Below are 12,805 nucleotides of genomic sequence, written 5' to 3'. Positions count from 1 at the left end.
GGGCGCCGCGCGCGCGGGCCGGCGTCGGCGCGGGCGGCCGCCCCCCGCGCCCCGCCGTCGGGGGTGGCTCGGGCGGGGGGGGCGCCCCCCCCCCGCGCCCCCGCCGCCCGCCCCCCCCCCCCCCCCCCCCCCCCCCCCCCCCCCCCCCCTCCCCGGGTCAGACCGCCGTGTCGGGGCCCGTGTCGGTGCCCCCTACGGCGAGGCGTTCCTCGTTCGGGACGGCGCCGCCGAAGCGGCGGTCCCGCTGGGCGTACTCCAGGCAGGCCCGCCACAGGTCACGGCGGTCGAAGTCGGGCCACAACACATCCTGGAAGACCATCTCGGCGTACGCGCTCTGCCAGATCAGGTAGTTGGAGGTGCGCTGCTCGCCGCTGGGGCGCAGGAAGAGGTCGACGTCCGGCATGTCCGGGTAGTAGATGTACTTCGCGAAGGTCTTCTCGTTGACCTTTGCGGGGTCCAGCTTTCCGGCCGCGACGTCTTCCGCGATGCGCTGCGCGGCGTCGGCGATCTCGGCCCGGCCGCCGTAGTTGACGCAGAAGTACAGCGTCATCCTGTCGTTGTCCTTGGTCTGCTCCTGGGCGACCTGGAGCTCCTGGACGACGGACTTCCACAGCTTCGGCATCCGGCCCACCCAGCGGATGCGGATGCCCAGTTCGTCCATCTCGTCGCGGCGGCGGCGGATGACATCCCGGTTGAAGTTCATCAGGAACTTCACTTCTTCCGGGGAGCGCTTCCAGTTCTCGGTGGAGAAGGCGTACAGAGAGAGGTTCTTGACCCCCATCTCGATGCAGCCCTTGAGGACGTCCATGACGACACCCTCGCCGACCTTGTGGCCCTCGGTGCGCGGGAGACCCCGTTCCTTGGCCCAGCGGCCGTTCCCGTCCATGACGACGGCGACGTGCTTGGGCACCAGCTCGCCGGGAATCTTCGGGGGCGTGGCCCCGGAGGGGTGCGGCTCGGGGGTCTTGTATGTACGCCTGTTACGGCCACCGAGGATCCCGCGTACTGCCATGAGCTGTCTCGTCTCCCTGTGCCTGCTGTGCCTGTGTTACTTCTCTACGTATCGCAGCGAGCGCAGTCCGCGCTCCAGATGCCAGTGCAGATAGGCGGACACCAGCCCGCTCCCCTCCCTGACATACCGCGCCTCGCACGCGTCGGCCGTCTCCCAGTCACCGGTGAGCAGCGCGCTCAGCAGGGCGACGGCCTCAGCTGAGGGTACGACGCTGCCGGGCACCCGGCAGTCGCCGCATATGACGCCGCCCGCCGCGACGGAGAAAAACCGGTTCGGACCGGGCATTCCGCACCTCGCGCAGTCCTCGAAGCTGGGTGCGTAGCCGTTGACCGCGAGGGAACGCAGCAGGAAGGCGTCGAGGATCAGGTTCGGGGCGTGCTCCCCGCGGGCGAGGGTGCGGAGCCCTCCGATGAGCAGCAGGTACTGCTGGACCGCGGGCTCACCCTCGTGGTCGGTGAAGCGCTCGGCGGTCTCCAGCATCGCGGTGCCCGCGGTGTACCGGGCGTAGTCGGTGACGATGCCGCCTCCGTACGGTGCGATGGTCTCACTCTGGGTGCAGAGCGGCAGTCCGCGGCCGATCAGCTCGCTGCCGCGGGCGAAGAACTGCACGTCCACATGGGAGAACGGTTCGAGGCGGGCGCCGAACTTGGACTTCGTACGCCGCACCCCGCGCGCGACGGCCCGCACCCGGCCGTGGCCGCGGGTCAGGATCGTGATGATCCGGTCGGCCTCGCCCAGTTTCTGCGTGCGCAGCACCACGCCGTCGTCCCGGAACAAGCTCATGCGCCCATTGTCCTGCACCCAGCCGGCGGAGCGGGCCCGCCCCGGAAGACCGCCCGCGACGGGCGCCCCGGTTCAGACCGACCGACGCATGGGAGGCGGCGCGGCGCGCAGCGGTGTATGTCACGAGGGGGTGCGCGCCGCCGCGGCGAGCAGCCGGGCCGTGTCCTGCGGGCAGAGCTGCAGCGCGGCGCCGACCGTGGTCAGCACCTCGCGCTCCGCCGGGCGGTACGGGCCGTCGGCGAGCGCGATCCTGGCGCCCTGCAGGAGGATCGACTCGCGCCCGCCGGGCGCGAGGTGCGGGGCGAGGGGTTCCAGCGCCTCGTGGAGCTCGATGGCGAGGGCGGCGCCGCACGCCTCGGCGGCGGCGTCGAACGCGGAGCCGTGTCCGATGTCGGCAGCGAGGACCTCGACCACGGTGGAGAGCTGGTCCTCGGTGCAGTCGTCGAGCCCGGCGCCGCGCACGGTGGCCGCCGCCGTCTCCAACGCGCTGCGGGAGGCGGTACCACCGGCGGCGAGGACGCCGAGCGCGACAATGTGGACAGCGTCCCGGAGCATCGCGGAAAACCGGGTGGTGGTGGGGTGGTCGAGCGCGTCGGTGCCGAAGTGGGTCCGGCAGGCGACGCATTCGACGACGGGGCCCACGGTGCCGCGGCGCAGCAGTGGCACGCCGAGCACGGCGAAGCGTCGACGACCGGCGAGACGGCGGTAGTTGCGGTCGCCGCCGCAGCCGGGGCAGAAGAACTCGCCGTCACCGACAGTGACCCAGATGGTGCGGATGCCGCAGATACGCAGCTTTATGGCGCGTTGTCCCAGGGCTGACCGCACGTCGCACACCTCCGTAAATCCCCCGTAGCCCCAAGGGCACGGGAGGTGCCCCCTCCGGCAACATTGCCGTGGTGACGTGATGTTAACCACAGTCGCGATGTGGCGTCAGCACCTCGCTCGTCACAACCGTCGGGAGATGGCCGAACCCCGCCCCCCTGGCGCGGGTGGGCGGGGTCCTTCGGCCGTGCGGTGCTACGCCCTTTCGGGCGCGGAGTCAGCGGGTCGCGCGGTTGACCGCGGAGACGACCGCCTTCAGCGAGGCCCGTGTGGTGTTGGCGTCGATGCCGATGCCCCACAGGACCTTTCCGTCGATCGCGCACTCGATGTACGAGGCGGCCTGGGCGCTCGCGCCCTCGCTCATGGTGTGCTCGGTGTAGTCCAGCAGACGGGCGTCGATGTCGATGGCCTGCAGCGCTTCGAAGAACGCGGAGATCGGACCGTTGCCGGTACCGGTCAGCACGGTGTCCGCGCCGTCCACGGTCGCGTCGACCGTGATCGTGTCCTGGCCGTCGGAACCGGTCGTGGTCTGACCGGAGCGGATCTGTACGCGCCCCCAGGCGTTCTCCGGGTTGGGCAGGTACTCGTCCTGGAACGTCGACCAGATCTGCGCCGGCGTGACCTCGCCGCCCTCGGCGTCGGTCTTGGCCTGAATGATCCGGGAGAACTCGATCTGCATCCGGCGCGGCAGGTCCAGCTTGTGGTCGTTCTTCAGGACGTAGGCGATTCCGCCCTTGCCCGACTGCGAGTTGACCCGGATGACCGCCTCGTACGAGCGGCCGACGTCCTTCGGGTCGATCGGCAGGTACGGCACCGCCCACTCGATGTCGTCGACGGTCTTGCCCTGGGCGGCCGCGTCGGCCTCCATGGCGTCGAAGCCCTTCTTGATGGCGTCCTGGTGGGAGCCGGAAAAGGCGGTGTAGACCAGGTCGCCCGCGTAGGGGTGGCGCGGGTGGACCTCCATCTGGTTGCAGTACTCGCTGGTGCGGCGGATCTCGTCGATCTGCGAGAAGTCGATCTGCGGGTCGACGCCCTGCGAGAACAGGTTCATGCCCAGCGTCACCAGGTCGACGTTGCCGGTGCGCTCGCCCTGGCCGAACAGGCAGCCTTCGATCCGGTCCGCACCGGCCATGATCGCCAGTTCGGCGGCGGCGACGGCGGTGCCGCGGTCGTTGTGGGGGTGGACCGACAGGCAGATGTGCTCGCGGCGCGACAGGTTGCGCGACATCCACTCGAACCGGTCCGCGTGCGTGGACGGCGTCGAACGCTCCACGGTGGCAGGCAGGTTGAGGATGATCTCGCGGCCCTCCTCGGGCTGCCAGACGTCACAGACGGCCTCGCAGACCTCCAGGGCGAAGTCCAGCTCGGTGTCGGTGAAGATCTCCGGGCTGTACTGGTAGCCGAAGATCGTCTCGTCGCCGAGGATCTTCTCCGCGTACTCCATGACCAGTCGGGTGCCGTCCACCGCGATCTGCTTGACCTGCTCCTTCGAACCGCGGAAGACCACGCGGCGGAAGGTGGGAGCGGTGGCGTTGTACAGGTGCACCGTGGCGCGCCGCGCACCGACCAGTGATTCAACAGTTCGCTCGATCAGCTCCTCGCGGGCCTGGGTCAGGACGGAGATCGTCACGTCCTCGGGGATCGCGCCCTCTTCGATGATGGAGCGCACGAACGCGAAGTCGGTCTCGCCGGAGGACGGGAAGCCGACCTCGATCTCCTTGTACCCCATGCGTACGAGCAGGTCGAACATCTCGCGCTTGCGGGCCGGCGACATCGGGTCGATCAGTGCCTGGTTGCCGTCACGCAGGTCGGTGGACAGCCAGCGGGGCGCCACGGTGATCCGGTTGTCCGGCCAGGTGCGGTCGGGAATCTCGACGGCCTCGTACCGGCCGTACTTGTGGAACGGCATCCCGGACGGCTTCTGCAGCTGAGTGGCGTTGGTGATCGGCGTGGGCCGGCCGACGGCGTTCTCGGCGGGGGTCTGAGCGGGATTCGCGACGGTCATGACGTACGGCTCCTCGGGGTCCAGCGGTGGGACGGCCGACTGTGTCGCTGCAACACCAGACTCCGCGGGGAGGGGGTCGGCCTACGACTACAGGCCCTCGCCGCGGCAGCTAAGAAGAAGCAGCCCGAAACGCATGATGCGATGAGACTAGCCGAGAGGCGCCCGGGACGTCGGTGGTGTATCAGTATGCGGGACCGGACCTCGGTAACGGGTAAACAGTGATCGATCACTCCATTTGTTCAATCCTTATGGCAAACAGTGACATCACGATGACGCAGTGCCACAGTCGAACCCATGCAGCCTCGACCTCAGCACGGGTTCCAGCCCGTCTTCTGCACGATCGTGCCGCCCCACGTACTCGACAAGCTGTCACAAGCCGACGACCCCGATCTGGCCGGTCCGGCCCGCCGCACCCTGGAGGCCGACGCCGCCCGGCGTACCCGCCGCCAGATGGCCACCCTCGTCACCCCCGCACCCGGCCCGGCGACGACGGACCAGCTGTCCGACAAGCCTGAGCGCACGCTCTACGACTGCCGCCACGGCACGCAGCTGCCGGGCTTCAAGGTCCGGGGCGAGGGCGAGGAGCCGACGAGGGACGCGAGCGTCAACCGCGCGTTCGCGGGACTCGGCGCCACCTTCGAACTGCTCCTCACGGCGTACGGCCGCCATTCGATCGACGGCAACGGGCTGCCGCTGATCGGCTCCGTCCACTACGACGAGAAGTACAACAACGCCTTCTTCGACGGCGAGCAGATGGTGTTCGGCGACGGGGACGGGGAGATCTTCCTCGACTTCACCGTCGCCATCGATGTGATCGCCCACGAGCTGACGCACGGGCTGACCCAGCACACGGCCAACCTGAGCTATTTCGGCCAGTCCGGCGCGCTCAACGAGTCCATGTCGGACGTCTTCGGTTCCCTGGTGAAGCAGTACTCACTGGGCCAGACCGCCGACCAGGCGGACTGGCTGATCGGCGCAGGTCTGCTGGCCCCACGGGTGCAGGGCGAGGCGCTGCGCTCGATGAAGGCGCCCGGTACGGCGTACGACGACGACGTGCTCGGCAGGGACCCGCAGCCCGCGTCGATGGAGGACTACATCCACACCACCGAGGACAATGGCGGTGTACACCTCAACTCCGGCATCCCGAACCGCGCCTTCTGTCTGCTGGCCATGGCACTCGGCGGCAACGCGTGGGAGCGGGCGGGACAGCTCTGGTTCGACGTCCTCACGGGCCGCCGCCTGGCCGCGGACGCGGAGTTCACGGACTTCGCCCGCCTGACGGTCGAGGCGGCGAGGGGCCGCTTCGGCGAGGGCGACGAGTTGGAAGCGGTACGGAAGGCATGGTCGGAGGTGGGCGTGCCGTCCGCGTAGGCCCGGTCGCGGTTCCCGTCCTCGATCGCCGGAGCTCGGCGAAAATCAAGCCCCTGCGGCGATTGAGGAACGGGGTCCGGGGCAGAGCCCCGGAAACAACCCGAGAGGAGTCGAACCATGCGGATCCAGGTCACCCGCACCGGCGGCTTCACCGGCATCGCCCGCCACCGCGAGATCGACACCTCGGATCGCGCCGACGCCGCGGAGTGGGAAGCCCTGGCCGAATCCGCTCTCGCGGCGGGCCGCGGCACCCCACCGCCCGGGGTGCCGGACGGCTTCCAGTACCGGATCACGGTCGACGACCGCACCGCGCACTGCGCGGATCCGCAGCTGACCGACGCCCAGCGCGCACTGATCTCACGCGTCCTCAAGGAGGGCGCGTGAGATCGACGCACAACTGACCCGCCTACGGACTCGGCCGGCGCTCAGAACCCCAGCTTGCGCAGCTGTTTCGGAACCCACCCCCATGGCCGCCCTCGCACCTCTCGGCCCCAGGGGGCCTCAACGGCTTCGGGCGACTGCGCCGGCCTCCGGCCGCCGGACACCGCCGGCGCTCAGAACCCCAGCTTGCGCAGCTGTTTCGGATCGCGCTGCCAGTCCTTGGCGACCTTCACATGCAGGTCCAGGAAGACCGGCGTGCCGAGCAGCGCCTCGATGTGCTTGCGCGACTTCGTGCCGACCTCTTTCAGCCGCTTGCCCTTCGGGCCGATGATGATGCCCTTCTGGCTGGGCCGCTCGATGTACACGTTCGCGTGGATGTCGAGCAGCGGCTTGTCCGCGGGCCGGCCCTCGCGCGGCAGCATCTCCTCGACGACGACCGCGATCGAGTGCGGCAGCTCGTCGCGTACGCCTTCGAGCGCGGCCTCGCGGATCAGCTCCGCGACCATCACCATCTCGGGCTCGTCGGTGAGGTCGCCCTCCGGGTAGAGCGGCGGGCTCTCGGGGAGCAGCGGCGCGATCAGGTCGGCGAGAAGCCCGACCTGGCTGTCCTTCACCGCGGAGACCGGAATGATCTCTGCCCATTCGAAGCCGAGCTCCTCGCCGAGACGGGAGACGGCGATCAGCTGTTCGGCGAGCTGCTTGGAGTCGACCAGGTCGGTCTTGGTGATGACCGCGATCTTCGGGGTCTTCTTGATGCCCGCGAGTTCCTTGACGATGAACTTGTCGCCGGGGCCGAGCTTCTGGTCGGCGGGCAGGCAGAAACCGATGACGTCGACCTCGGCCCAGGTGGTCCGCACGACGTCGTTCAGCCGCTCGCCGAGCAGCGTGCGCGGTTTGTGGAGGCCAGGGGTGTCGACCAGGATCAGCTGCGCGTCCTCGCGGTGCACGATGCCGCGCACCGTGTGGCGGGTCGTCTGGGGCCGGTTGGAGGTGATCGCCACCTTCTGGCCGACCAGAGCGTTCGTAAGGGTGGACTTGCCCGCGTTGGGGCGGCCCACGAAGCAGGCGAAGCCGGCCCGGTGGGGGGCGTTGTTCTCAGCCTGCTGCGCAGCAGCTTCTGGGTTCGGTCGAGCGCTCATGGCGCCCATTGTCCCCGATCCCGGCGGTCCCACCGCACAGCGGGCAGCCTGCTGTCGTCTCAGGCCCTGCGGATGCGGCTCCGCCGGGCCCGTATCCACATCCCCGTACCACCGCCGACGATCACCAGCAGGACCGCGGCCATCAGCCAGGGCAGTGCGATGTACCGGGCGGCGGCGGACTCGTGGGTGTCGCGGGCGCTCGCGGTCAGTTTGATCTCGCCCCATTCCAGCTGCGGCGCATCGGCCCACTGCTCGGTCAGCCGGACCTCCTGGCGGGGCAGCAGCTCGGACGGGATCTTCTTCAGGTCGCGGGCGAGCAGGGTACGGCCGAAGAGCCCCTGGGCCTTGAGGGCGACCTTGGGGTTGAGGGTGACGTTCCCACGGTTGTGAAGGGTGTACGAGATGACGGCCCGGCTCTCTCCGGTGCCCGGGACGAGCGGCTGGGTGTGCTTGACGGTGACGTCGTCGACGGACAGCGCGGGCATCGCCGGTCCGTTCACCCGGAGATAGATCCGGGCGCCGACCGCTTTCCGGATGCCGACGGCGACGGCTCCCCGGTCGGCGGGGTCGATGCGTTCGTCGAGGGCTACGAGGGCACCTGGGTGGTCGCCGGGCTCGGCGGTCTCCGGGAGGGTGACGGTGACCGGCACGGTGACGGAGCCGTGCGGTTTCACGGTGACCTTGTCACGGTCGGTCCTCGCCCAGGCGCCGATGGAACGCTGCTTCTCGTCCGGGGAGCGGACGGCGAACCCGCCGTCGCGTTCGGTGTTGTAGGCGTCGGCGGCATACAGCCGGAAGGTCAGCGGCTCGGCGGTCTTGTTGGTGACGGTGACCTTGTCGGTGAGGGTGGTACCGGGGTCGGCGGAGAGATAGAAGTACGGGCGCTGCCCGTACTTCGTGGTGGCCGGATAGACGGACCAGCTGCCGTTGTCGGCGGCATGGCCCGCGGGTGCGCCGAACAGCAGCAGGACGGCGGCCAGGAGGAGTACGTACAGCTTGCGCACGGTGCGGAACCCCCAGGGTGCTCGGTACGGACGGGGTGGGCCGGCCGGGTTCGCCGCCCGGCCCACCGGTCGGTCGGGGACCGACGCTCAGGTGAGGGTGAGCGTCAGCACGCCGGAGTACGCGCCGGTCGCGGTGTACGCCGGTACGTCCAGGGCGAGCCGGGCGTCGACGGTGAACTCACCGCCGGTGAACGCCCCGTTCGGGGTGGACGCCAGGGTGGCGCCCGCACTGCCGACCGAACCCTCGGAACCTGCGGCGCAGCTACTCGGGCTCCCGGGCTTTGTCGCGCAGGCCGGGGTCCAGCTGAGCGCGGAGGCGCCGATCCTCGCACCACCGGGGCCGCTGAAGTCGGTGACCTTGCCGGTCAGGGACCAGCCCGCGGGACCACCGCGGAAGTCCTTGACCGTCACCGTCTGCAGCGAGCCGCGGGAGGCGCCGCCCGTACCGAAGTCGACCGCCGACATCTCGACGGTGTCGCCGGCCTGGGTCATGGACAGGGTGCCCGCCTTGACGGACGAGGTGAGTCGCTGGCTGTCGCCGGGGATCTCCCCGCCGCCACCGGTGACGGTGTACGCCTGCGGGCCCGCGCCCTTGTCGGCGTCCCAGCCGGAGCCCTCGTACGCGACGATGCCGGTGGTCGCCGGATCGTTGACGGTGAGCCGTCCGGTGAAACCGCCGTGGCTGTCGGCCTTCACCGTGACCGTGTCCGCGGTCTGGGTGCCACCGGCGCGGCCCGCCAGGGTGACGCTCGCGCCCGCGGTGAACTTCGATCCGGTCACGGTGACCGGTTCGCCCGCCTTGCCGGAGGCCGTACCGAGCTGGATAGCACGCTCGTTGACCTGGCCGCCGCCGTTCGTCGCGATGACCGTCTGGGAGACGGGGGCGGGCGGGTTCGTCACCGTGCAGGGGGTGTCCAGCTCCATGATGTAACTGGTGTGGATGTTGTAGTCGCCGGGCGAGAGCGTGATCTCACCGGGTGCGGTGACCGTGAAGGCGCCCGTCATGGAGAAGGACGGGAAGGTGCCCTTGCCGGGTACGGGGTCGTTCTTCTTGGGACCGGCGACGGTGACGCTGCCGCTCTGGGCGCCGCCGACGGTGACCTTGCCGGTCGGCGTCATGATGTCGGCGGGCAGGGCCAGATCGACCGGGTTGCTCGCGGCCGGCTTGACCACGGTGTACGTGATGTTGACCGTGTCGCCCACCTTCGGGGCGGCGTTGTCGACGCTGATCTGCGCCGTCGTCGTCCCGTCGATCGGCGGGATGCCCGCCATGGCCGGCGGGATGCAGTGCGTCGGGAAGTCCACCGCGACGGAGGCCGTCGCCAGGGCCTGCGCGGGGCCTGCGAGTCCTCCTCCCCCGGCGACGACGAGCGCGGTGACGCCGAGCGCGGCGGCCCAGCGGCGCCTGCGGTCCGGGTGTCTTCGGGTGGCGGATCTACGAATGGTCGGATGCGTGGTCGGACGCATGGAGCCCCCTCCTGCGGGACGCGGCGCAGAGGCTCTTCTGCGCCGGCAGGGGGCCATTCATGACTTCGGCCGAAAAGAAGTCAATGGCAGCGAAATGCCACGACTGATGGCCCATCAGATACTGTCAAGATCCCTGGGAACAGGGATCCTGACGACATCCGAGGTCAGCCGGCCGTCACACTGACCCGCACCGCGCCGTCCGGTCCGGCCAGCAGCACCGGGGTCTGCGGCCCTCCGAGGTCCCGTACCGCCGCGCGGTCCGCGTCCGACGGGGTCTCCGCCTCGGAAACGATCGCGGCCGCCTCCAGAGAAGTGGCACCGCTGGCCACCGCCATCGCGACGGCGGTCTGCAGGGCGCTCAGCTTCAGCGACTCCAGCTGTACGGTGCCCGCGACATACGTCCGTCCGGTCTCGTCCCGTACGGCCGCGCCCTCCGGCACACCGTTGCGGACGCGGGCGCTGCGCGCCAGCGTGACGATCTTGCGGTCCTCGGGGCCGAGGTCGGTGCTCTCAGTCATGTGCCGAGCATACGAAGCGGACGGCCGGGACCGGCACGCGGGCGGTCACCCGGGGCGGCAGGGGTGGGCAGTGGCGGCGGGCCTCCGCCACGCGTGACGGGCCGCGGCCGGCCCCTGCGGCGGTGGAGGGGCGGGTCCGGAGCGGCGCCCCGGACCCGGTCCCGCTCTACCCCCGGTCCAGCCGCAGCCGCTCCGCCCGCGGCAACCCCGCCACCACCAAGTCGTACGAGTCCTCGATCAGCTCCCGCAGCAGCCGCCCCGGCACCCCCGACACCGTCACCGTGTTCCAGTGCCGTTTGTTCATGTGCCACCCCGGGGCGATCGCCGCGTGCTCCTCCCGCAGCCGCACCGCGTCATCCGGATCGCACTTCAGATTGACCGTGAGTGGCCGTGCGTCCAGCGCGCTGAGCGCGAACATCTTGCCGAGCACCTTGAAGACCGACGTCTCCGGTCCGAACGGAAACTCCTCGACGCTCGCGTTGAACTCCAGGCAGAACGCCCTCAACTCCTGCGGGGTCATTCCGCTGCTGCCTCCTCCGGCTCCACCAGTACGGTGACGATCTTGTTCCGGCGTCCTGCCGGGGACTCCGCGGTCAGCCGCAGCCGACGCCCGTCGGGCAGATCGACGACCGAGGAAGCCCCGGCGATCGGCACCCGGCCGAGCGCCTTCGCCAGGAGTCCGCCGACCGTCTCCACGTCCTCGTCGTCGAAGGCGTCGACCCCGAACAGCTCGCCCAGGTCGCCGATGTCGAGCCGGGCGGTCACCCGGAAGCAGCCGTTCTCCAGCTCCTGGACGGGCGGGAGCTCACGGTCGTACTCGTCGGTGATCTCACCGACGATCTCCTCCAGAATGTCCTCGATCGTGACGATGCCCGCCGTGCCGCCGTACTCGTCGATGACGACGGCGACGTGGCTGCGCTCCTGCTGCATCTCGCGCAGCAGATCGCCGGCGTTCTTGGTGTCCGGCACGAACGCCGCGGGACGCATCGCCGTCGAGACCGGATCGGCCTCCGACTCCCGGTTGATGTGCGTCTTGCGGACCAGGTCCTTGAGGTAGACGACCCCGACGACGTCGTCCTCGTTCTCCCCGGTGACCGGGATCCGGGAGAACCCGGAGCGCAGGGCCAGGGTCAGCGCCTGCCGGATGGTCTTGTACCGCTCGATGCAGACCAGGTCCGTCCGCGGCACCATCACCTCGCGCACCAGCGTGTCGCCGAGCTCGAAGACGGAGTGCACCATGCGCCGCTCCTCGTCCTCGATCAGCGACTCCTGCTCGGCGAGGTCGACCATCGCCCGCAGTTCCGCCTCGCTGGCGAACGGGCCCTTGCGGAACCCCTTGCCGGGGGTGAGCGCGTTGCCGAGGAGGATCAGCAGCTGCGGGATCGGGCCCATGATCCTGGCGAGCGGCAGCAGCACGTACGCTGCGGCCGTCGCCGTGTTCAGCGGGTGCTGCCGCCCGATGGTGCGCGGCGAGACGCCGATGGCCACGTACGACACGAGGACCATCACACCCATCGCGACGGCCAGCGCCTCCCAGGTCTCCGGGAACTCCTTCAGGCAGACGTACGTGACGAGCACGCCGGCCGACATCTCGCAGGCGACCCGCACGAGCAGGGCGACATTGAGATAGCGGGTCGGGTCGGCCGCGACCTGTTCCAGCTTGCCGCTGCCACGCCGCCCGGAACGCACCGCCTCGGCCGCCCGGAAGCTCGACGTGCGGGCGATGCCCGCCTCGGCACAGGCCGCCAGCCAGCCGAACACGACCAGCAGAACGGCGCCGAGGACGAGGGGGACGCTCACGAGACGGTGGGGGCGGGCGACGGACCGGTCAGGCCGTGCTCGGCGCGCCAGCCGTCCACGATCGCCGCCTGGAGACCGAACATCTCGGCCTTCTCGTCCGGCTCCTCGTGGTCGTACCCCAGCAGATGCAGCACCCCGTGGACGGTGAGGAGCTGGAGCTCCTCGTCCATGGAGTGCCGGGTCTCCGCGTCCTCGCCCTGCTTCTTCGCGACCTCCGGGCAGAGCACGATGTCACCGAGGAGCCCCTGCGGGGGCTCCTCGTCGTCCTTCGACGGCGGACGCAGTTCGTCCATCGGGAAGGACATGACATCCGTCGGACCCGGCAGGTCCATCCACTGGATGTGGAGCTGCTCCATGGCGTCGGTGTCCACCACGATCACCGAGAGTTCGGAGAGCGGGTGGATCCGCATCCGTGCGAGCGCATAGCGGGCGATGTCGAGGATCGCCTGCTCGTCGACCTCGGTTCCGGACTCGTTGTTGACGTCGATCGACATGGTGCGCTG

13 protein-coding genes are annotated in these 12,805 nt (G+C 70.0%); 2 read left to right on the top strand and 11 right to left on the bottom strand.

From position 1 onward, the window contains the following. Window positions 1–157: 157 nt before the first annotated feature. The 4 genes from ACIBB8_RS00210 to leuA form a co-directional block, all read right to left on the bottom strand. The gene (locus tag ACIBB8_RS00210; RefSeq protein WP_398948142.1) at window positions 158–1,012 is read right to left on the bottom strand and encodes an isoprenyl transferase; all 855 of its coding nucleotides are present in this window, start codon (window positions 1,010–1,012) and stop codon (window positions 158–160) included. Between the two features lie 36 nt (window positions 1,013–1,048). Further along, entirely contained in the window at window positions 1,049–1,795 is a 747-nt protein-coding gene (gene recO, locus ACIBB8_RS00205; RefSeq protein WP_398948141.1) for a DNA repair protein RecO, read from the bottom strand. Between the two features lie 120 nt (window positions 1,796–1,915). Next, entirely contained in the window at window positions 1,916–2,620 is a 705-nt protein-coding gene (locus ACIBB8_RS00200) for a TerB family tellurite resistance protein (RefSeq protein ID WP_398948140.1), read from the bottom strand. A gap of 214 nt (window positions 2,621–2,834) precedes the next feature. Then, entirely contained in the window at window positions 2,835–4,622 is a 1,788-nt protein-coding gene (gene leuA, locus ACIBB8_RS00195; protein ID WP_398948139.1) for a 2-isopropylmalate synthase, read from the bottom strand. 294 nt (window positions 4,623–4,916) lie between these two features. On the opposite strand from leuA, the gene ACIBB8_RS00190 reads away from it, so the two are divergent. Both ACIBB8_RS00190 and ACIBB8_RS00185 read left to right on the top strand, forming a co-directional pair. Beyond that, complete coding sequence (locus tag ACIBB8_RS00190; RefSeq protein ID WP_398948138.1) at window positions 4,917–5,993, top strand: M4 family metallopeptidase; 1,077 nt, start codon at window positions 4,917–4,919, stop codon at window positions 5,991–5,993. 117 nt (window positions 5,994–6,110) lie between these two features. Beyond that, complete coding sequence (locus ACIBB8_RS00185) at window positions 6,111–6,377, top strand: protealysin inhibitor emfourin (protein WP_398948137.1); 267 nt, start codon at window positions 6,111–6,113, stop codon at window positions 6,375–6,377. A gap of 170 nt (window positions 6,378–6,547) precedes the next feature. On the opposite strand, the gene era is transcribed toward ACIBB8_RS00185, so the two are convergent. The 7 genes from era to ybeY form a co-directional block, all read right to left on the bottom strand. Beyond that, window positions 6,548–7,522 carry a GTPase Era gene (gene era / locus ACIBB8_RS00180; RefSeq protein WP_398948136.1) on the bottom strand — a complete coding sequence of 325 codons (975 nt, stop codon included), beginning with the start codon at window positions 7,520–7,522 and terminating at the stop codon, window positions 6,548–6,550. 50 nt (window positions 7,523–7,572) lie between these two features. Beyond that, a complete protein-coding gene (locus ACIBB8_RS00175; protein WP_398948135.1) occupies window positions 7,573–8,517 on the bottom strand; it encodes a WxL protein peptidoglycan domain-containing protein in 945 nt (314 codons plus the stop codon). Window positions 8,518–8,604: 87 nt separating this feature from the next. Then, on the bottom strand, window positions 8,605–9,984 hold the full coding sequence (locus tag ACIBB8_RS00170) for a beta-xylosidase (RefSeq protein WP_398948134.1): 1,380 nt from the start codon (window positions 9,982–9,984) through the stop codon (window positions 8,605–8,607). Between the two features lie 164 nt (window positions 9,985–10,148). Beyond that, window positions 10,149–10,502, bottom strand: coding sequence for a cytidine deaminase (locus tag ACIBB8_RS00165; RefSeq protein ID WP_366137536.1), 354 nt, complete (start codon window positions 10,500–10,502; stop codon window positions 10,149–10,151). A 166-nt stretch (window positions 10,503–10,668) separates the two neighbouring features. Further along, window positions 10,669–11,022, bottom strand: a complete 354-nt coding sequence (locus ACIBB8_RS00160) for an MmcQ/YjbR family DNA-binding protein (RefSeq protein WP_398948133.1) — start codon at window positions 11,020–11,022, stop codon at window positions 10,669–10,671. Further along, complete coding sequence (locus ACIBB8_RS00155; protein WP_398948132.1) at window positions 11,019–12,302, bottom strand: hemolysin family protein; 1,284 nt, start codon at window positions 12,300–12,302, stop codon at window positions 11,019–11,021. Before ACIBB8_RS00155 ends, ACIBB8_RS00160 begins: the two co-directional genes overlap by 4 nt. Then, a complete protein-coding gene (gene ybeY, locus ACIBB8_RS00150; protein WP_356481747.1) occupies window positions 12,299–12,796 on the bottom strand; it encodes an rRNA maturation RNase YbeY in 498 nt (165 codons plus the stop codon). Before ybeY ends, ACIBB8_RS00155 begins: the two co-directional genes overlap by 4 nt. Window positions 12,797–12,805: the final 9 nt, after the last annotated feature.

The sequence above is a fragment of the Streptomyces sp. NPDC051286 genome (assembly GCF_044455345.1).
GTDB lineage: Bacteria > Actinomycetota > Actinomycetes > Streptomycetales > Streptomycetaceae > Streptomyces.
This window is presented reverse-complemented; position numbering and strand designations above follow the sequence as displayed.

What these genes read in the sequence shown, in the direction of transcription:
- ACIBB8_RS00160 (WP_398948133.1), bottom strand. Translation starts at nt 11,022, where the DNA reads ATGACCCCGCAGGAGTTGAGGGCGTTCTGCCTGGAGTTCAACGCGAGC.
- ACIBB8_RS00210 (WP_398948142.1), bottom strand. Translation starts at nt 1,012, where the DNA reads ATGGCAGTACGCGGGATCCTCGGTGGCCGTAACAGGCGTACATACAAG.
- ACIBB8_RS00185 (WP_398948137.1), top strand. Translation starts at nt 6,111, where the DNA reads ATGCGGATCCAGGTCACCCGCACCGGCGGCTTCACCGGCATCGCCCGC.
- ACIBB8_RS00190 (WP_398948138.1), top strand. Translation starts at nt 4,917, where the DNA reads ATGCAGCCTCGACCTCAGCACGGGTTCCAGCCCGTCTTCTGCACGATC.
- ybeY (WP_356481747.1), bottom strand. Translation starts at nt 12,796, where the DNA reads ATGTCGATCGACGTCAACAACGAGTCCGGAACCGAGGTCGACGAGCAG.
- ACIBB8_RS00165 (WP_366137536.1), bottom strand. Translation starts at nt 10,502, where the DNA reads ATGACTGAGAGCACCGACCTCGGCCCCGAGGACCGCAAGATCGTCACG.
- era (WP_398948136.1), bottom strand. Translation starts at nt 7,522, where the DNA reads ATGGGCGCCATGAGCGCTCGACCGAACCCAGAAGCTGCTGCGCAGCAG.
- recO (WP_398948141.1), bottom strand. Translation starts at nt 1,795, where the DNA reads ATGAGCTTGTTCCGGGACGACGGCGTGGTGCTGCGCACGCAGAAACTG.
- leuA (WP_398948139.1), bottom strand. Translation starts at nt 4,622, where the DNA reads ATGACCGTCGCGAATCCCGCTCAGACCCCCGCCGAGAACGCCGTCGGC.
- ACIBB8_RS00170 (WP_398948134.1), bottom strand. Translation starts at nt 9,984, where the DNA reads ATGCGTCCGACCACGCATCCGACCATTCGTAGATCCGCCACCCGAAGA.